Annotated in this window: 12 protein-coding genes and 1 pseudogene; 6 read left to right on the top strand and 7 right to left on the bottom strand. The window is 44.4% G+C overall.

Translation table 11 applies throughout. From position 1 onward, the window contains the following. Positions 1-227 precede the first annotated feature (227 nt). A complete protein-coding gene (locus tag AC805_RS17985; RefSeq protein ID WP_055076658.1) occupies positions 228-1,061 on the bottom strand; it encodes a universal stress protein in 834 nt (277 codons plus the stop codon). Between the two features lie 190 nt (positions 1,062-1,251). On the opposite strand from AC805_RS17985, the gene AC805_RS17980 reads away from it, so the two are divergent. Together AC805_RS17980 and gltB are read left to right on the top strand one after the other, a co-directional pair. Continuing rightward, complete coding sequence (locus AC805_RS17980) at positions 1,252-2,673, top strand: cytochrome P450 (protein ID WP_231663649.1); 1,422 nt, start codon at positions 1,252-1,254, stop codon at positions 2,671-2,673. Between the two features lie 650 nt (positions 2,674-3,323). Next, on the top strand, positions 3,324-7,961 hold the full coding sequence (gene gltB / locus AC805_RS17975) for a glutamate synthase large subunit (RefSeq protein WP_055076657.1): 4,638 nt from the start codon (positions 3,324-3,326) through the stop codon (positions 7,959-7,961). Positions 7,962-8,142: 181 nt separating this feature from the next. Here gltB and AC805_RS26955 read toward each other — a convergent pair. The 3 genes and pseudogenes from AC805_RS26955 to mnmE form a co-directional block, all read right to left on the bottom strand. Further along, positions 8,143-8,523: pseudogene (locus tag AC805_RS26955) on the bottom strand (DUF3122 domain-containing protein); the annotation flags it as partial. A gap of 15 nt (positions 8,524-8,538) precedes the next feature. Further along, positions 8,539-8,838 carry a hypothetical protein gene (locus AC805_RS26950; protein ID WP_231663633.1) on the bottom strand — a complete coding sequence of 100 codons (300 nt, stop codon included), beginning with the start codon at positions 8,836-8,838 and terminating at the stop codon, positions 8,539-8,541. Between the two features lie 553 nt (positions 8,839-9,391). Beyond that, positions 9,392-10,786 carry a tRNA uridine-5-carboxymethylaminomethyl(34) synthesis GTPase MnmE gene (mnmE, locus tag AC805_RS17965; RefSeq protein ID WP_055076656.1) on the bottom strand — a complete coding sequence of 465 codons (1,395 nt, stop codon included), beginning with the start codon at positions 10,784-10,786 and terminating at the stop codon, positions 9,392-9,394. A gap of 406 nt (positions 10,787-11,192) precedes the next feature. Here mnmE and AC805_RS17960 point away from each other — a divergent pair, with 406 nt between their 5' ends. The 3 genes from AC805_RS17960 to AC805_RS17950 all read left to right on the top strand — a co-directional run bounded on the left by AC805_RS17960 (position 11,193) and on the right by AC805_RS17950 (position 16,575). Next, the gene (locus AC805_RS17960; protein ID WP_055076655.1) at positions 11,193-14,723 is read left to right on the top strand and encodes a PAS domain S-box protein; all 3,531 of its coding nucleotides are present in this window, start codon (positions 11,193-11,195) and stop codon (positions 14,721-14,723) included. A 55-nt stretch (positions 14,724-14,778) separates the two neighbouring features. Further along, the gene (locus tag AC805_RS17955; RefSeq protein WP_231663630.1) at positions 14,779-15,813 is read left to right on the top strand and encodes a PleD family two-component system response regulator; all 1,035 of its coding nucleotides are present in this window, start codon (positions 14,779-14,781) and stop codon (positions 15,811-15,813) included. Between the two features lie 147 nt (positions 15,814-15,960). Beyond that, a complete protein-coding gene (locus AC805_RS17950) occupies positions 15,961-16,575 on the top strand; it encodes a precorrin-8X methylmutase (RefSeq protein WP_055076654.1) in 615 nt (204 codons plus the stop codon). Positions 16,576-16,671: 96 nt separating this feature from the next. On the opposite strand, the gene AC805_RS17945 is transcribed toward AC805_RS17950, so the two are convergent. Continuing rightward, on the bottom strand, positions 16,672-17,403 hold the full coding sequence (locus AC805_RS17945; RefSeq protein ID WP_055076653.1) for a pentapeptide repeat-containing protein: 732 nt from the start codon (positions 17,401-17,403) through the stop codon (positions 16,672-16,674). 155 nt (positions 17,404-17,558) lie between these two features. Continuing rightward, positions 17,559-17,786 (bottom strand): gas vesicle protein GvpG, encoded by a 228-nt coding sequence (locus AC805_RS17940; protein WP_009625985.1) that lies wholly within the window; start codon positions 17,784-17,786, stop codon positions 17,559-17,561. Positions 17,787-17,872: 86 nt separating this feature from the next. Here AC805_RS17940 and AC805_RS17935 point away from each other — a divergent pair, with 86 nt between their 5' ends. Continuing rightward, positions 17,873-18,997, top strand: a complete 1,125-nt coding sequence (locus AC805_RS17935; RefSeq protein ID WP_055076652.1) for a quinone-dependent dihydroorotate dehydrogenase — start codon at positions 17,873-17,875, stop codon at positions 18,995-18,997. A gap of 134 nt (positions 18,998-19,131) precedes the next feature. Here the strand turns inward: AC805_RS17935 and AC805_RS17930 are convergent, their stop codons facing one another. Next, on the bottom strand, positions 19,132-19,548 hold the full coding sequence (locus AC805_RS17930) for a hypothetical protein (RefSeq protein ID WP_055076651.1): 417 nt from the start codon (positions 19,546-19,548) through the stop codon (positions 19,132-19,134). Positions 19,549-19,647: the final 99 nt, after the last annotated feature.

Below are 19,647 nucleotides of genomic sequence, written 5' to 3'. Positions count from 1 at the left end.
GGCTCCGCCGCGCCACCGACTCTGGTAGATCTGGACTGGTATCTTATTTTCTCGCAAGTCCCTAATGGTTTTCAAGTTACTCCCTTCCCAGTGAAAAATTAGCGTTGCGGCACGAAGCGCCGCAACGCTAATTCTTGGTTTTTAATGTCTAATTTTATAGCGGGAAGGGCGTAAAGCAGTAGCAAGTTAAGAAATGGCGTAGCCATTTCTTAACTTGCTATAACTGCTTATTCGATGGTGCGGGTTAGTAGTACGGGGACGGTCGCATTGACACGTACGTAGTCAGATACCGACGAACCTAGTAAGCGATCGAGATCGGGTAAACTACGGGCGATCGAAGGACGGCGATCGGGAGAACCAATCATCAGCAAGCTAGCATTTGCCTCATCCGCAAGCTTACAAATTTCTTTACCAATGTCACCCGAACTGATAAAAGAGCGCGATGGAACATTCAATCGCTTGAGTTTAGCACTCGCTTCGATGAGAACTGGGTCAGTGCTAGCATTAGCATCTTCCTTGCGTTTTACTACCCTGACCAAGAAAATTTCTACATCCTTTGCGCCGCTTATTAGTTTAATTGCCAAATCAAGACAATTATTGGACGATGCCGAACCATCGACGGACACCATCACATTGCGAATGGTTTTGATGTAAACATCATCCTTGATCAGTAACATGGGTGAATCGGACAATTGGAAAACGTATTGACTGACCGAGTTCGCCAAAATTGCTTGCAGGCGACCCATCCCACGGGAGCCCATAATCAATAGGTCAGGCTTTAACTCCTCGGCTACTTTACATACGACATCTTTTGGTTCGCCCTCTTTAAGTAGGGCAACAGTACTATTGCCAGAAGCTAAGCGCAAATTTTTAACTTCTCTTTCGACAATTTTTTCCCCTGCGAGACGATATTCAGTAATGGCATCCGAGTTAATGGAGTTGGGGATAACATGGAGGACATTGATTTGCAAGTTTTGCATACTAGGTAAGGCTAGCAGCATATTCATCATTTCGCGCGATCGCCCCGAGCCATCAACAGCTAATAAAATTTGTTGAAACATTGTTTTAAACCTAGTTTTTAAATCTATAGTCTCTATATCTTGAGTAAAGCTCAATTACTGGGCGATCGCGGCAAAACGTTGAGATTCTTAAAATTTTGGAGATCGAGCTGCTTGCAATCTCTAAAAAAATCTCCTATCCGAAACCCATGCGCCTCCATCTGCACATATGCCCCAAATACGCTCCAAATATATGTCCACAACTGAAAGTATGCTCAAATCAGTCAACTCTATTGAAACTATGCCTTTATGGCAGCAAATTCAGTGGATTGCCAACCCCATTGGCTATATGGAAACGGCAGTAAAAAAATATCCAGATATTTTTGCGGCAAAAATCATTGGTTTTGGTAACTCAATCGTATTTGTGAATGACTCCCAAGCCATTCAGCAAATTTTAACGAACGATCGCAAGCAATTTAGCGCTCCTGGGGAATTGAATGGCATTTTACGCCCAGTTGTGGGAGATTCTTCCATATTTAGCTTGGATGGCGATAGTCATAGGAAACGCCGACAGTTGGTCATGCCAGCCTTTCACGGATCGCGAATGCAAGACTACGGACAGTTGATTTTTGACTTAACCAATAAAGTCTTTCAAAAAATCTTTCAAAATTTAGCTGCCAATCCTGCTGCTAATCCTTTAGCCCACAATCAAAAAGCACATCCCTCTAACAGGATTTTTCTAGTCCGTGATGCCATGCAGGATATTTCACTGCAAATCATTCTCCAAGCAGTGTTTGGTCTGTATGAAGGCGATCGCTGTCAGCAAATAAAAAAATTGCTGACCCAAATGACCGAACTTTTCATTTCTCCCTTAACCTCTGCATTTTTATTTTTCCCTTCTCTACAAAAGGATCTTGGCGCTTGGAGCCCTTGGGGTAATTTTGTGCGCCAAAGAGAGGCGATCGACAAATTGGTTTATTTAGAAATTGCCGAACGTCGAGCCAATCCCGATCCCAATCGAACTGATATTCTCACGATGCTCTTATTGGCTCGGGATGAAGAAGGAAAAGGCATGACCGATTTAGAGTTACGGGATGAACTACTAGCCCTATTGATAGCGGGACATGAAACCACGGCAACGGCAATGTCTTGGGCTTTGTATTGGATCCATCGTTTGCCAGAGGTCAAAGAGAAACTATTGCAAGAGCAAAAAAGCATTGCCGATCCAACGGATTGGATGAGTATTTTTCGGTTGCCCTATCTCACTGCCGTCTGTAACGAAACGCTGCGCATTCATCCTGTTGCCATGCTGACCTTCCCTAGAGCCGTCGAACAAGAATCAGTGGCATTGCTAGGATACAATCTGGAACCCCAAACCATCGTGGTTGGTTGCATCTATCTCCTCCACCATCGCGAGGATTTGTATCCAAATGCCGATCAGTTTAAACCCGAACGGTTTCTGGATCGGCAATTTTCCCCCTATGAATTTATGCCCTTTGGTGGTGGTGTCCGTCGCTGCGTGGGTGAGGCTTTGGCTCAATTTGAGATGAAAATTGTCTTAGCTACGATTTTGCGTCATTACGAACTGGAGTTAGCCGATCGCCACCCCGTAAAGCCACAACGTCGGGGAGTTACCCTTGCGCCTGCGGGTGGAATTAAAATGACTTTCAAATAATATTCAAATAATATTCAAATAATAAAGCCTACCGTAAACGGTAGTAGAAAGAACACTAGAAAAATATTTGTCACCTATAATCAAGGGTGACCTACTTAAAAAATTCACATTAAAAATATCTATAGATACTTAGTAAATACCTACAAATATCTATTTAGTCCCTATACAGCGGGTTAAGTAAAGAGTTATGCTTAGAGATCTGCCTTCTTGGAAATCCTTGAATACAGGGCTAAATTCAGAGCTAGTCTCAAGGCTAGTCTGAGTAACAGATTTGGTAGTAGGTTTAGCAGCTAAGCTGCGATCCAAAGCCCTAGCTCTGGTATAACCAGAAATTTGCAATGATTTCCAACAATTTTAGTTAGTTTAAGTAAGTGGGCTTAATTAAATATAAAACCCTAAAACCTGCGGCGCACGCTGCGCGTGAGCTGCAGGTTATTAGATATAAATTTTAACTAAGCCCAGATACTTAAAGCAAATTGTTTAAAGCGAGTTTACGTAAGCCAGATATTAGCAGTTTTGCTGCTGTTAATAAAAAGCTTAATTTAGAATTAACAATGTGGAGAAGTTGTGATGAAGCGATGTTTGCTTCGTAACTAAACTTAAAAATCTCATAATTTCAACCTATTTTTTTGATAGCAACAATTAATCCGATGGAAGTGAGCCGCGTGAATACAAGTCAGTCTAATCAGTCTGGAAATACGAATTCGATCCAAGGGCCCTATTGGCTAGTAGAAGAGCGTGATGCTTGTGGGGTGGGATTTATTGCAGATAAAGAAGGTCGAGCTAGTTATAAAATCATCAGCAATGCGCTGAAAGCTTTGACTTGTATGGAGCATCGTGGCGGTTGTAGCGCCGATCAAGACTCTGGGGATGGGGCTGGGCTTATGACCGCAATTCCTTGGGGGCTCCTCCAAAAAGAATTTACCGATCTCACCATCGATCCCGAACATTCGGCTTTGGGGATGTTTTTCCTGCCACAGGAAAGCGATCGCGCGGCAAAATGTCGCGAAATCACTACCAGAATTGCGGCAGAAGAGGGGCTAAAGTTGTTGCGATGGCGGGTTGTACCTGTCCGACCAGAGGTTTTAGGTATTCAGGCTAGGGAAAATCAACCTCAGATCGAGCAGGCGATTTTTATTGCGGATGCCGATCACCAAAATCTTGACCAACTCGAAAGAGCAATTTATATCACCCGTCGCCGCATTAAGTTAGAGATCAAGCAACTTGCGCCCGATCAAAGTAGCGATTTTTACGTTCCCTCCCTTTCTAATGCGACAGTGATTTATAAGGGCATGGTGCGATCGGCGATCCTCGATCGGTTTTATGAAGATCTCCAAAATCCTGATTATGTCTCGCCCTACGCCATTTATCATCGCCGCTTCAGTACCAATACTTTACCGAAATGGCCGCTTGCTCAACCGATGCGTTTTCTCGGTCACAATGGTGAAATTAATACCCTACAAGGAAATACAAATTGGTTTCTCGCTCGCCAAGGCGATCTCGCCCATCCTAATTGGATCGATGCTAAAGGCGATCGCCTTAAGGATCTTTTGCCAATTCTCAAGCCCAATGAAAGCGATTCGGCAACCTTAGATCACGTTTTTGAATTATTGATTGAGACGGGACATAGCCCGCTTGAGGCAATGATGATCCTCGTGCCCGAAGCCTATGAAAATCAGCCAGATTTAAGCGATCGCCCCGAAATTACCGATTTCTACGAATACTATAGCGGCTTGCAAGAAGCATGGGATGGTCCCGCCCTGTTAGCCTTTAGCGATGGCAAGATCGTCGGTGCGGCTCTCGATCGCAATGGCTTACGTCCTGCCCGTTACATGGTTACCAAGGATGGCATGGTTATCGTTAGCTCAGAGGCTGGAACCGTAGATATCCCCGAATCAGAAATCATTGAAAAGGGTCGCCTCGGGCCAGGGCAAATGATTGCCGTTGATTTACAAACCCATGAAATCTTGCATAACTGGGAAATCAAGGAACGGGTTGCTAAAGCTCATCCCTACGGTGAATGGACGAAGCAATATCGCAAGCACATCGAAAGTCAGCCATTCCCCACTAAACCTACCTTAGAAGAATCGCAGTCTCTCACCTACCAAACAGCCTTTGGCTACACCCTCGAAGATGTCGAAATGGTGATCGAAGCGATGGCTCAAGATGGCAAGGAGCCAGTATTCTGTATGGGAGATGATGCGCCGCTGGCGTTTCTATCCCAGCGCCCTCACCTGATCTACGATTATTTCAAACAGCGCTTCGCTCAGGTGACCAATCCCCCCATCGATCCGCTCCGTGAAGGAACGGTCATGTCGTTGGCGATGTTTTTGGGAGAGAGGGCAAATCTGCTCATTGCCACGCCTGAAGCTGCTAACCAGATTAAAATCAAGAGTCCCGTGATTAATGAAGTAGAACTGGAGGAACTTCAATCCTTGGGCTTTGCAACCAAAAAACTAGAGATCCTGTTCCCGATCGCTTCAGGGGCGACAGGACTAAAGGATGCGATCGCCAAGCTCAGCGATGTTGCCGTAGCCGCAGTTCGCGACGGGGCGAAATTACTGATTTTAAGCGATCGGAACTTGAATGCTGAGAATGCCTATATTCCACCCCTGTTAGCAGTCGGTGCAGTGCATCACCGTCTCTGTGCTGAAGGGCTAAGGATGAAGGCTTCGATTGTGGTTGACACAGCCCAATGTTGGAGCACGCACCATTTTGCCTGCTTGATCGGCTATGGAGCCAGTGCGATTTGTCCCTATCTCGCCTTTGAAACCACTCGTCAGTGGTGGGGCAAAGCCAAGACGCAAATGCAGATGCAGCAGGGCAAAATTAAGGCTTTAACGATCGCTCAAGTTCAAGATAGCTATCGCAAGGCTGTGGAAGGTGGCTTGTTAAAAATTCTCTCCAAAATGGGCATCTCCCTCCTCTCAAGCTATAGCGGCGCACAAATTTTTGAAGCGATCGGCATTGGGGCTGAAGTGATCGAGCAATGCTTTAAGGGCACAGTATCTCGCGTTGGCGGCGTAAACTTTGCCGATATTGCCTCGGAACTGTTGACTTTCCACGGGCAAGCTTTCCCCGAATTGCTACTCAAGAAACTGGAAAATTATGGCTTTGTCCAGTATCGCCCTACGGGTGAATACCATATGAACAGCCCCGAAATGGCGAAAGCTTTGCATAAGGCGGTGGCTGGTGATGGTTACGACCATTACGAAGTCTATCGGACGCAATTGCAAAATCGCACTCCAACGGCTTTACGGGATCTGTTGGAATTTAAGAGCGATCGCCCTAGCATTTCTCTAGAAGAAGTAGAGGATGTCTCGGAAATTCTGAAACGCTTTTGTACGGGGGCGATGTCCCTTGGCGCTCTGAGCCGTGAAGCCCATGAAGTTCTTGCGATCGCCATGAATCGTGTAGGTGGCAAGTCCAACTGCGGCGAAGGTGGGGAAGATCCCATTCGCTACTTACCCATTAATGATGTCGACGCAAATGGCATCTCAGCAACTTTTCCTCACCTCAAGGGTTTAAAAAATGGCGACACAGCGAATTCCGCCATCAAACAAATTGCCTCGGGACGTTTTGGGGTGACACCTTCCTATCTGGTAAGTTCTAATCAATTAGAAATTAAGGTTGCTCAAGGAGCGAAACCAGGGGAAGGCGGACAGTTACCAGGACCGAAAGTGAGCAGCTACATTGCGATGCTGCGAAATTCCAAGCCAGGGGTGTCGCTGATTTCTCCTCCTCCACACCACGATATTTATTCCATTGAGGATCTCGCGCAGTTGATCTTCGATTTGCATCAAATTAATCCCACGGCAAAAGTATCGGTAAAACTGGTATCAGAAATCGGGATTGGCACGATCGCTGCGGGTGTGGCGAAAGCAAATGCGGATATCATTCAAATTTCAGGCTATGACGGTGGTACGGGTGCATCTCCCTTAAGCTCGATCAAGCACGCTGGTTCGCCTTGGGAACTGGGGCTCGCGGAAGTACATACGGTACTGATGGGCAATAAACTGCGCGATCGCGTATTGTTACGAGTGGATGGTGGCTTTAAAACTGGCTGGGATGTGGCGATTGCCGCGCTGCTTGGCGGCGAGGAATTTGGCTTTGGTACTGCTGCCATGATTGCGGAAGGCTGTATCATGGCGCGAGTCTGCCACACTAACAAATGTCCCGTGGGCGTAACTTCGCAGCTAGAGCAGTTCCGCAAACGTTTCCCAGGCACGCCCGATCATGTGGTTAACTTCCTCTATTTCGTTGCGGAAGAAGTTCGTCAAATCCTTGCCAAGCTGGGGTACAAGTCTCTAAAAGACATCATCGGACGTTCCGATCTATTGGCTCAACGTCAGGACTTAAAGCTAGCGAAACTCGATATCAACCAAGTCGATATGGGCTGCCTGATCAATTTACCCGACACCAAAAACGATCGCGATTGGTTAGAACATTCCCCGATTTCCCATAGCAATGGTGCAGTGCTCGATGATGAGATTTTGGCCGATCTCGAAGTCCAATCAGCGATCGCTAATCAAACTGACCTCACCAAAACCTATGCGATTGTTAACACCGATCGCTCGGTTCCTGCGAGAGTCTCAGGAGCGATCGCTAAGCAGTACGGTAACTCTGGGCTCGCTAGCAGTCTGCATCTTGAGTTTGTTGGGGCTGCGGGGCAGAGCTTTGGTGCATTTAATATCAATGGTTTGCATCTCTCCTTAGCTGGTGAAGCCAATGACTATATCGGGAAAGGGATGAATGGTGGCAGTATCAGCATCAAGCCTAAGCCTGACTGTAACTTCAATCCTGCCGATAATGCGATCGTTGGTAATACCTGCCTCTATGGTGCAACGGGCGGCTATCTTTTCGTGCATGGTCGCGCTGGCGAACGGTTCGGAGTTCGCAACTCTGGCGCAAAAGCCGTTGTGGAAGGTACTGGCGATCACTGCTGCGAGTATATGACAGGCGGTGCGATCGTGGTATTGGGAACGACTGGTCGCAATGTTGGTGCGGGCATGACAGGCGGTATTGCGTACTTCCTCGATATCGATGGCAAGTTCAAAGAGCGTCTCAGCCAAGAGACTCTTAAGGTGCAAAGAGTTAGCACGGTTGCGGGCGAGAATCAGTTGAAGGAATTGATTCAATCTAGCTATGAGAATACTGGTAGTTCTAGAGCGAAGGAAGTTCTCGATAACTGGTCGATTTATCTGCCGAAGTTCTGGCAAGTCGTTCCTCCTTCAGAGCAGAATAGCCCTGAAGCTACGGATGAATTGCCTGTAGTTGCAACTGTTTAAACCCCCTAAAGAGAGGTGGCGCTTTGCTCCACCTCTCTCTTATACCAATTCCCAAAATGGCGTTGCCATTTTGGGAATCTCAAAACCTTACTCGGTTTGTTTTTTAATTCATTGAAGTGTTGGCTCACTTCAGTGAATTGGTATTATAGCCATAAAGAAAGAAGGCGTAAGCCTTCTTTCTTTATGGCTGTAATTTATCAACTGCTTGCCATTCCTCGACAAAAGAAGAAGGAACGGGCAAACTAATAGCCTCATCTCCCATAATGGGTAGTGATAATTTTAAAGGAAGCTCAATTTGTAGCTGCGATAAAATGGGTTGGAGATCGTACTGTCCGACATTCGGCGTGGGAGCGAATGAATCCGTTGAATCCGAAAAGATGCCGCTAGAAGCGTCGTTAGCTGTCAAGATTTTGCCTAGGGAATTAGTCAAAGTAAGGGGTTGACTGCGATCTATTGCTGCTGCTTTAGGGAAGCCCACCAAACGCAGAAAAAAGCTGGTTTTCCCATCCTCTCTGATGCGTTTAAAGGCGATCGCTTGCCAGTTATTACCATGTTGATCCTTGAGAGGCTGTCGTACTTAATATACCACCTGTCCTGCACCCTCTTGGAGTTCACGAATTTTTGAGATAGCAATCTTTTCACCTTGATACTCAGATCTTTCTCTTACATCTACTAAAAGAGGTTGAGTCGTATCGATTTCCCTTTTCAATTCCTTAACGGTAGCGATCGTGTAATACCCTGATGGAATAGAATTGAGAAAGCTATCAACCTCTGATTTCAGGGTTAATGATTCTGTTAACGTTGGGATTATTTCTTGAGATATAGATTTTGTATTCTCAGGAATTGCCGCGAAGGCTTGGCTTTGAGTAACAAGCAAAAGGCAATAACCTATGGATATACATATACATACAGATATAGCAAATCTCAATAATGCAATTTGCATGTTTTTCTTATATTTTTTCTTATATGTCATAGGGTTTCTCTCTGTAAAGTCTAAGTAGCTGGGCATAACTAAAAAACAGAGTCAAAAGCTGTAGCGCAGGCTGTGCTACAGCTTTTAGGTTTTATATTTATATTTACAGCGCAATGCGTTGTAATTGTGCCTGTCTACGTATGGAATTTTTTAACTCTGACAGGAGATCGCTTAACTACGCGCATGAATTGATTAAATTGATTGATTACGATATAAAACAGAATGGCGGCGTGACGCACCGCCATTCTGTTCTTGGGTTTTATACCAATGGTTGAGTTATCAAAAGAACCACAAGAAACTGTTTGAGAGTGTTGCGAAGCAACACTCTCAAACAGTTTCTTGGTTTGGATTTGAGCGCAAAGCGCTGAATCTTTTAGGCTAAGGCTACAAGTAAACTTAAAACCCAGAAGAGCATATACTGCCCGCGCAGCGGGCGGTATATGCTCTCTGGTCTTAGCTACTTACCAATACAAAATCTACTGAAAATTTGGTCTAGTACTGACTCTGTGACCTCCTCTCCCGTAATTTCACCGATCGCACTGATGGCAGCTCGCAAATCGATCGTCCAAAAGTCTAGGGGTAACTGATCAGCGATCGCTACTTGGACATTAGCTAAGGATTGTACAACTCTTAGCAGACAAGCTTTCTGGCGTTGGTTGATCGCAACTTCCATATTTGCAGCAGCGATGCGATCTTGGTGAATACATTGCAAAATCGCATTTTCGAGTTCTTCAATTCCCCTTTGTTGGGAAGCCGCAGTTCTGACTATCGGAATCTTTCCATTTTTCAGATCTTGTTCTAGGGGAATTGTGAGGGAATCGATGGCAAAATCGATCTTATCGATCTTATTGATCGCCAGCACGATTGGGCGATCGCAGACAGTCTCGTAGATTTCTGTATCTTGCGCGATCCAGCCCACAGTAGCATCAACGACCATTAAAACTAAATCGGCAGACTGCGCGGCTCGGCGCGATCGCTCTACACCGATCTTTTCGACAATATCTTCCGTTTCCCTGATTCCAGCCGTATCGAGAACTTGAATGGGAATCCCTCCGACGACTAACTGCGAATCAACCACATCGCGAGTTGTGCCTGGCAAATCCGTAACAATAGCTCGATCGCTCCGACTCCATGCATTGAGTAAACTCGATTTACCCACATTAGGACGACCAACAATGGCAACTTTTAGCCCCGTTCGCAATAGTTCGCCGCGATCGGCTGTCGCGAGGATCTTTTGAGCTTCTTGGAAAACATGAAAAATTTCCGCTTTTACCCATTCCCCATCTAGTGGCGGTAAATCATCCTCAAAATCAATCCGCGCTTCAATTTCCGTTAAGACATTTAAGCATTTACCGCGCAGATACTTTAAAGACTGAGCGAGTTTTCCTCTTAGGGAAGCGATCGCCGATTGAGCCGCTTGGGCTGATTTCGCTCCAACTAAGTCATTAATACTCTCGGCTTGGGTAAGATCGATTCTGCCATTGAGAAAAGCTCTCAAACTAAATTCCCCTGCTTCGGCGAGTCTTGCCCCATTTTCTAGGCAAAGGTTGAGTACTTGCTGGACTGCCATAATTCCACCATGACAATGAAATTCTACGACATCCTCGCGGGTAAAGGAGCGCGGTGCTTTCATCAGTAGCAATAGGCTTTCATCAACAATCGCCTTTGTAACTGGGTTTTTGACATAACCATAGAGAATGCGATGACTTTCCCATACTTGTTTTCCTCCGATAGCAAAAATTTGTTGGGCGATCGCCACGGATCGATCTCCCGAAAGCCTCACAATTCCGACACTCCCCTGTTGTGGAGAAATTGCCGTGGCGATCGCGGCGATTGTGTCCGATAAACTCATAAGTTACTCTCAAAAACTGATCAATGATTTATGATATAGAATAGAAAAAGGCATGGATGCAAACTAAATCTCCAAAATAATCCCAAACTAAATCTCAAACTAAATCTCAAAAATAATCTTTTGAATTGCTTTACTGTCTGGGGGGTTAACTTGCGGTTTCGAGGGGATAGATACTACCAGAAGGTTTCTAAGAGCGTTAAGTCTGAATCTCTCCGTGACATATTCGTAAATCCATAGCATATGAGCAATATATTATGCAGTATACGAACCTTTACCTGCTTTGGGATTAAATTCGCATCTAGCCTCCTAAATTATGCCAACATTTATTAATGGCGATTATCAATGGCGATTTACCAATTTACCCGACAAAGTACGGGAATTTTTCAATTGATTTTCAGTTAAGGGGATGACCAAGAAAACAACGAATAAAACGAATTCCATCAAGGATTCCTTAAAACTGCATCAGGCTATTGTCAATAGCGTTAACTATGCAATTATCGCAACCGATCTTGAGGGAGTGATCCGTGCTTTTAATGCGACCGCTGAAAGTTGGTTGGGGTATACAGCTTCAGAAACAATTGGGAATTTTACACCCGAATGCTTTCACGATCCGTTAGAAGTCCAACAACGAGCGATCGCCTTAACCGATGAACTGGGATATTCTATCTCTGCGGGTTTTGAGGTATTTGTCGCTAAAGTGAAATTAGGAGAAGTTGAAGAGACTGAGTGGACATACATTCGCAAAGATGGGGAACAGTTTCCCGTAATGCTTTCCATTTCTGCTTTACAAGATGATCAGGGGCAAATTTCAGGATTTTTATTAGTTGCCAGTAATATCTCCAAACGAAAACAGAATGAAAAACAACTTCAAATAACCCTGCGGGAGCTGGCGTTTCAAAAATTTGCTCTAGATCAAGCGGCGATCGTAGCCGTCACCAATTTGGACGGGGAAATTACCTATGCCAATGGCAAGTTTTGCGAGATCTCTGGCTATAGCGATGTTGAGCTGTTAGGGCAAAATCATCGGCTGATTAACTCAGATTATCATTCCCCTGATTTTTTTGCCGATCTGTGGCATACGATCGCCAATGGGAAGGTATGGCGGGGAGAAATTTGCAATCGGGCTAAAGATGGAACCTACTATTGGACAGATAGCACGATCGTTCCCTTGCTCGACGAGCGCGGTCTGCCGATGCAATATTTGGCAATTCGCTTTGACATTAGCGATCGCAAAAAGTTTGAAGAAACACTGCGGCTTCAGGAAAGAGCGATCGCGGCTAGTCAGAATGGTATTGTCATTACGGACGTGCGATTGCCCAACAATCCTATCGTCTACGTGAATTCCGCCTTTGAAAAAATTTCTGGCTATACAGCTAGCGAAATAATGGGAAAGAATTGCCGATTCTTGCAGGGAAGCGATCTATTCCAACAAGAAAAAGAAATTCTTCGTAATGCTGTTAAACAGGGGGAATCCTGTCGAGTTGTGATTCGGAATTATCGCAAAGATGGTTCGCTATTTTGGAATGAATTAAATATTTCGCCTATCTTTGACAATACTGGTAAAGTCACCCATTTTATTGGTATTCAATCCGATATCACCGATCGCAAAGAAGCCGAGAAAGGCTTAAAGCGGCAAATGCGCCTCACGGTATTACTAAATCGCATTACCGATGAGATTCGTCAGAGCCTTGATGTGGAGAGTATTTTTCAAACGGCGGCTCATCAGATCCAACAGGCTTTTCACGCCAGCCGTTGCCTGATCTACAAATTAGAATATCCCAATCATGACGCATTGCAGTCACCTCAAATTTCTCTAATATCCGAACAATTAGCCGAGAAAATATTTTCCGTAAAAGACTACGAACTGCCTTTACTAAATAGTGCTTTCGGGCAAAAAATTTCTAGTCAAGATGAAGTGATCGCCATTGCCAATGTTTATACCGATCCAGATTTGGATGAATTTGGCGAATTATTTTATCGGATGCAACTGCGATCGCTATTAGCAATCCGCACTTCATCCCATAGCCTTACCAATGGCATTATTTTATTGCATCATTGCAATAGCTTTCACACATGGACATCTGAGGAAATAGATTTACTAAAAGCCGTTGCTAACCAAGTTAGTATTGCATTGTCCCAAGCTCAACTGCTCATCCAAGAAACCCGCCAACGCGAACAATTAATTAAGCAGAATGCGGAATTAGAAGAAGCGAGGATTATTGCCGAAACTGCCAATCGCTCGAAGAGTGAATTTTTAGCAACGATGAGCCATGAGATTCGCACGCCAATGAATGCGGTAATTGGCATGACAGGGGTTTTATTAGATACGAATTTAACCAGAGAGCAGCGGGAATTTGTCGAGATTGCTCGCAATGCAGGCAGCACCCTCCTCACGATCATTAATGATATTTTAGATTTTTCTAAGATTGAATCTGGACATCTCGAACTGGAAGAACAAACCTTTGATTTGCGAACTTGTCTGGAAGATACGATCGAACTGCTGTGGGCTAAGGCTGTCGAAAAAGGGATCGACCTAGACTATTTTATCCATCCCGATGTGGATTTAATTGTGGTTGGCGATATGACGCGGCTACGCCAAGTTTTAGCGAATTTAATTGGTAATGCCATTAAATTTACCAGTCGTGGTTCTGTGAATATCTCGATCTCCCAAATGGAGATATCGCATTATTTGCACTGTGAGCTTAGCGATCGCTATAGTGATCGCTATGAAGAAACTCAATTATTAAGAACCTTACAATTTGCGGTTAAGGATACGGGAATCGGCATACCTAGCGATCGTCTCTATCGTTTGTTTCAGCCCTTTAGCCAAGTCGATGCATCGACCACAAGGCAATATGGGGGGACTGGACTGGGGCTAGCCATAAGTAAGCATTTGTGCGAACTGATGGGCGGCACTATGTGGGTAGAGAGTGATGTCCAGCAGGGCTCTACTTTTTACTTTACAATTACTGTACCTGCGAACAATGGCGATCGACTCACATCGATTAGCATTGCCGATTCACAATTAACTTCTTTAGGATCGCCCAAATATAAAACTGACAATAAAACTGAACCTGCCGCCAAAAATTTAGAAGAGCGTCGTAACCGCTCGACAATAGTTCAAATTCCTGCTGTCCTCAACCACCATGCCAAGGGATTTGCCTTCGATCCGCTTATGGCAAGAAATCACCCCCTAAGGATTTTACTCGCGGAAGATAATGTGATTAACCAAAAAGTTGCGATCCATATTTTGCAGCGGATGGGCTATCGTGCGGATGTTGCTGCTAACGGGCTAGAGGTAATTGACGCGTTATTACAACAGCCCTATGACTTAATTTTTATGGATATGCAGATGCCTGTTATGGATGGCATTGATGCGACTCAAAAAATCTATCAAAACTGGCAAAATGGTAAGCTAGCAACCAGACCCCGCATCGTTGCCATGACGGCTAATGCCATGCAAGGCGATCGCGAGATTTGTCTTGCCGCAGGGATGGATGACTATCTCAGCAAACCGATCCGCAACTCTGAACTTGTGAGAGTTTTACAAGAATGTCCTGCGGCTACTCCTAATAATTCATCCATTATGACTTCAATTAATATGACCACTCTTCATGAAGCAGCCATTCATATCGGTGGTGAAGATCCTAATTTTTTGAATGAATTGATTGATAGTTACTTAGATAATGCGCGATCTCTACTCCAAGAGCTATATACTAGCTTTGCACAGAGAGATTTTGAAAAGATATTGAGGACAGCCCATACTTTAAAATCTAGTAGCAGCGTGATTGGCGGAGAAGATCTAGCAATACTATGCCATGAGTTGGAAACAAATCTACGTAATAGTAAATACGAGGGTTTAGATCTCAAAATCAATAAAATTGCTGATGAATTTGCCCATGTTAAAACTGAGTTAGAGCGGCAAAAATATCACTAAACTCTTACATTAGAAGAATCTATGATTAATGTTAATTTCACTGTCTAATTATGTAATGGCAATCGACGATATTAGTGATCGCAATAAGCATCCAATCCAAGAACTAAATATTCTCGACCTGTCGCCATCCAAGCCTGCGCTGATTTTAATTGTGGATGACGATCTGTTTATGAGAAAAATTTTGGTGCGCTATCTGGAGCGGGAAAACTATCAAGTGGTAGAAGCTTCCGATGGTATGGAGGCTTTAAGGATCTACCAAGAATGCCAACCAGATATGATCTTGTTAGATGCGATGATGCCCATTCTCGATGGATTTGAATGTTGTTCGCAGTTGCAAAAGCTGCCCCATGGAGATCACACTCCTGTTTTAATTATTACCGCCCTCGAAGATCGCGAATCCGTCGATCGTGCCTATGAGGTGGGTGCTTCTGATTATGTAACTAAACCAATCCATTGGGCGGTATTGCGCCAAAGGGTTCGCCGACTGCTCGATCAAGCCAATCTGCGCCAGCAGCTTGAAGCTGCTAATCAACAATTAGCAATCGTCGTCCAAGAATTAAGGCGATTGGTATCCATTGATGGCTTAACCCAAGTTGCCAACCGTCGATGTTTAGATGAATATCTCGAACAGGAATGTCGGCGATCTCATCGGGAGCAACTGCCAATTTCCCTAGTACTATGTGATATCGATTTTTTTAAAAACTATAACGATAACTACGGGCATCAAGAAGGCGATCGCTGTCTCCAAGAAGTCGCACAGGCGATCGGTAAGTCCACTAATCGTCCTGCGGATTTAGTAGCGCGTTATGGAGGAGAAGAATTTGCAATTATTTTGCCTAATACCGATGCGGATGGTGGTATGAATGTGGCAATTAGGGCGAACGAAATTGTGCGATCGATGCAATTGCCCCATGCCTACTCAAAAGTTGCGGATCATGTCACGATTAGTTGTGGTGTTGCGACGCTTTTCCCACCGCAAGATTTTCAAGTTGCGCACTTACTCAAATCTGCCGATCGCGCCCTATATCTCGCCAAAGCCGAGGGACGCAACTGTGTTAGGCAAAATATTTATCTTCCCGATGAAGCTTGATTCCCAAAATCTACAAATGATTTAGGACTGCTATATAAAGCTCTGGGTTTTATATATTCACCTGATGTGGTACGGTCATACCTGATTGCATCGGCAAAAATGTAAAATGTCGCAAACTCTCAACTTAAATATCGATCGCATAACTCTATGGAATGGCATATTACGGACGCACAAAGCTTAGCAACAATTGACAGCGAAATTGGCGAGCATTCTTTCTCCCCCTCCGAATATGAGATTGTGCGTCAAGTCATTTATGCCACCGCAGATTTTGAATATAAAGACTTAGTCAGGTTTTCAGAACATGCATTACAGGCTGGTAGTACCGCTCTCGCTACCCGTACGACCATCATTGTCGATGTGCCCATGGTTCAAGCGGGGATATTTCCTCAAATCTGCGATACCTTTGCTAATCCAATCTATTGCGCAGTTGAAGCAATCACTCGTCCTCAAAAGGGTAAAACTCAAGCGGCTTGGGGAATTGAAACTTTAGCAAGACGATACCCTGAAGCTATTTTTGTGATTGGTGAATCCCAAACGGCACTAGCTACCTTGGTGGATTTGATCGAACTAGAGGATGTAAAACCCACTCTGGTGATTGGTACTCCTGCTGGCTTTATCGATACCGATGTGATCAAGTCACGCTTGAATGATTCACTAATTCCGCATATTCGAGTAGATGGGCGTAAGGGCAGTGCGATCGCGGCGGTAACTATATTTAACGCCTTGGTGAATTTGGCATGGTTAGCCTATGGGAATAAATAAGGAATGATATACCCAAACAAGATGAATGGCGGCATAAAGCGCCGCCATTCATCTTGTTTGGGTATGTGCTTGTGCAAAACCTACATTGCTATAGAGCTAATTCCAAATAATGCCAGTTAAATTAGCTTCCTTGGTTTGCATCCCTTCGGTAACTGTATCGGCAAACTTAGATTTACTCAGATTGGCTTTGTAGAAATTTACGCGCGTGAGATCGGAACCTTGGAGGTTGGCACTGGTCAGATCGGCTTCGCTCAAATCGGCATCGCATAGACTTGCCCCATACAAACTCGCAAAGGTCAGGTCAACCTCACATAGCATGGCTTTATTGAGGTTTGCCCCATTTAAGCTCGCTCGACTGAGATCGGCTCGCTGCAACATACTTTCATTGAGACTTGCGCCAAACAGTCTGGCATCCCTGAGAATCGCTTCACTGAGATCGGCGCGATTGAGCTTGGCTTTGCCCATATTGGCTCCCGTCAGCTTAGCGCGAGGTAATTTCGCCTTATTTAAAATTGCCCCGTACAAATTTGCTCCGTATAGTCTTGCGTCACTGAGATTGGCTTCGCTGAGATCGGTTTCTCCCAAATCAGAACCACTAAAGTTAGCACTAACGAGATTGGAACGATATAGTTTTGCTCTATTTAGATCTGCGCCATTGAGTTTACTATTGCTTAAGTTTGCTCCATAAAGACTCGATTCACTAAGGTTTGCACCACTTAGATCGGCATTACTTAAGTCAATTCCATTCATATCAGTCTTACTGAGATTGACTCCTGCAAAGTTGCGCCGCCCTGATTGGTAGCTATTAATTAGCTCGCTAATTTCCATTGTTTTGCACCATTTTTTCAGTAATAAGATATAACACCAATTCCCAAAAGTGTGATAACACTTTTGGGAATTAAAAAACAAACCCAGTAAGGTTTTGAAATTCCCAAAATGGCAACGCCATTTTAGGAATTGGTATAAAAGCCTAGCGCCCTATCTTATTCTTTGTTTTCGTCCATTTCTGCTTCCATTGCTTCTAAAATTTCTTGTTCTTGAGTAATGAAATCTGCTTCGCTGATATCGCCAAGATCGAATTTTAGTTGTAAAGTGGTGAGTCGCTTTTGCAAGTTCTCAGTTTTTTCTAACTCGGTGGTTGCTCTTTCTTCGATTTGTTCTGCGATCCAGACTAGTCCATCGAGGGGTGCGGTCAGTAGTTGCCATATCATTGAAAAATGTACTCCTTAAATTCTTATCACAGCCGAGTATGTCGTGATTCGCACGGCAGGCTCTAAAACCTATTCTTCTTAAACCTATGTTAAGTGTTGCCTATAAATATGCCTATCAATATGGGATTCATCCCCTATTGTTTTCCTTTGAGCCTGAAACAGCCCATCATTTAGCGATCGCTACTTGTCGTCGGATAAGTGAGTCATCAATAATGCAAGCGATCGCCAAGTCTCTCTTTTACTATAGCGATTCTCGGCTGTCACAGGAACTATGGAACTTAAAATTTGATAATCCCGTGGGCTTAGCGGCAGGGTTTGATAAAAATGCAGAAGCGATCGGGGCTTGGGAAAATATTGGCTTTGGCTTTGCGGAGGTGGGTACAATTACGGCTAAGGGGCAGTCGGGAAACCCATTGCCAAGATTATTTCGCTTACCCCGCGATCGCGCCGTTCTCAATCGCATGGGTTTTAATAATCGTGGTGCAGCCGCTACAGCGATCGATCTCAAAAATTATTTAGCAAATCATCGACTCGGCATTCCCCTCGGTATTAACCTTGGTAAATCTAAAGTTACCGAACTGGCTGAGGCAAAGTTTGACTATGCCGAAAGTTTGCGATCGCTCTACGAGTTTGGCGATTACTTTGTGGTCAATGTGAGTTCGCCGAATACGCCCAATCTGCGAGATCTACAAGCTACGGAGCAGTTATGTGGGATTCTCGCCGAGTTACAGCCCATTAATACCGCAAATAAGCCAATTCTGGTAAAAATTGCTCCTGACTTGAATGATGCGGACATTATCGAAGTGGTGAAGGCGAGTCAATCCTATGGTGTGGCAGGAATCGTCGCTACTAATACCACGATTTCGCGCCAGAATCTAACCACTACTCATTTAGCGACTACGGGTAAACTCGTTACTGATGAGGCAGGTGGTATCAGCGGTCAACCTGTACGCGATCGCTCCTTGGCGGTCATTAACCTGATCTGGCAAACCACCAATGGCAGTTTACCGATTATCGGTGTGGGAGGCATTTTCACGGCGGAAGATGCTTGGCAAAAAATTACGGCGGGTGCTTCGCTCGTGCAGATTTATACGGGCTTAATTTATGAGGGACCTTTGGTCGTCAAACAGATTTTGCAAGGCTTATTGACTAAGCTTGATGATCATGGTTTGGGTAATATTCAACAAGCGATCGGTTTAGCGCATAGATAGCATAGATAAAGGAAAGGGGCTTAAGCCCCTTTCCTTTATCTATGCTATTTACGAGATTGTAATATTTCGTCTTTCGCGATCTACGATCTAAAAATTATTTCTATCAACAAGAGACGCTTTGCGTCTCTTGTTGATTAGTTTGAACGTAACTGTTCTAATTCAGAACGCAAACTTGCTAGCTGTTGCGTGAGTTCTTCAATTTCATCGCGTATACTCGCTTTGACCTTTTGATCGGACTTTTCAGGAGCGACATCGTCGACAGTTTTCGCAGTAGTTGTCACTGTCGTTAAGCCTGCTGCTTCTGAATTGTCGGTAGACTTACCACTAACCTGCTGTGAGATAAAACTATCAACATAGCTCCGAGCCTCTGCTTCCGTCGTCACACCTTTTTCAGCAAGAGTTTGAGTTATTTCATCTAAACTCCGTCCCAACATTTTGAGGTTTTCTTCGCGTTTAATGGGATCTTGGATTACCTCAATTAACGATGATGTTGCCCCTAATGTGACGTAGTAGCCTTTTTGCACCAGCTTTTCTAAATCGATAGTATCCATAAAACTCCTGCAAATGTGTAGTTTTGTAATACATTCTAATCGATATCTTTGGGGTTATACCAATTTCCAAAATGGCGTTGCCATTTTGGAAATTGGTAT

It is taken from the genome of Pseudanabaena sp. 'Roaring Creek' (genome assembly GCF_001402795.1).
In the GTDB taxonomy this organism is placed as follows: Bacteria; Cyanobacteriota; Cyanobacteriia; order Pseudanabaenales; family Pseudanabaenaceae; genus Pseudanabaena.
The sequence above is the reverse complement of the archived record's forward strand: the minus strand, read 5'-3'. Positions and strand labels throughout refer to the sequence as shown.

Bases quoted from the DNA above. Each gene is read 5' to 3' on its own strand.
- AC805_RS17960 (WP_055076655.1), top strand. From the start codon at position 11,193: ATGACCAAGAAAACAACGAATAAAACGAATTCCATCAAGGATTCCTTA.
- AC805_RS17985 (WP_055076658.1), bottom strand. From the start codon at position 1,061: ATGTTTCAACAAATTTTATTAGCTGTTGATGGCTCGGGGCGATCGCGC.
- AC805_RS17980 (WP_231663649.1), top strand. From the start codon at position 1,252: ATGTCCACAACTGAAAGTATGCTCAAATCAGTCAACTCTATTGAAACT.
- AC805_RS17945 (WP_055076653.1), bottom strand. From the start codon at position 17,403: ATGGAAATTAGCGAGCTAATTAATAGCTACCAATCAGGGCGGCGCAAC.
- AC805_RS17935 (WP_055076652.1), top strand. From the start codon at position 17,873: ATGTTAAGTGTTGCCTATAAATATGCCTATCAATATGGGATTCATCCC.
- mnmE (WP_055076656.1), bottom strand. From the start codon at position 10,786: ATGAGTTTATCGGACACAATCGCCGCGATCGCCACGGCAATTTCTCCA.
- AC805_RS17930 (WP_055076651.1), bottom strand. From the start codon at position 19,548: ATGGATACTATCGATTTAGAAAAGCTGGTGCAAAAAGGCTACTACGTC.
- gltB (WP_055076657.1), top strand. From the start codon at position 3,324: ATGGAAGTGAGCCGCGTGAATACAAGTCAGTCTAATCAGTCTGGAAAT.
- AC805_RS17955 (WP_231663630.1), top strand. From the start codon at position 14,779: ATGGCAATCGACGATATTAGTGATCGCAATAAGCATCCAATCCAAGAA.
- AC805_RS17940 (WP_009625985.1), bottom strand. From the start codon at position 17,786: ATGATATGGCAACTACTGACCGCACCCCTCGATGGACTAGTCTGGATC.
- AC805_RS17950 (WP_055076654.1), top strand. From the start codon at position 15,961: ATGGAATGGCATATTACGGACGCACAAAGCTTAGCAACAATTGACAGC.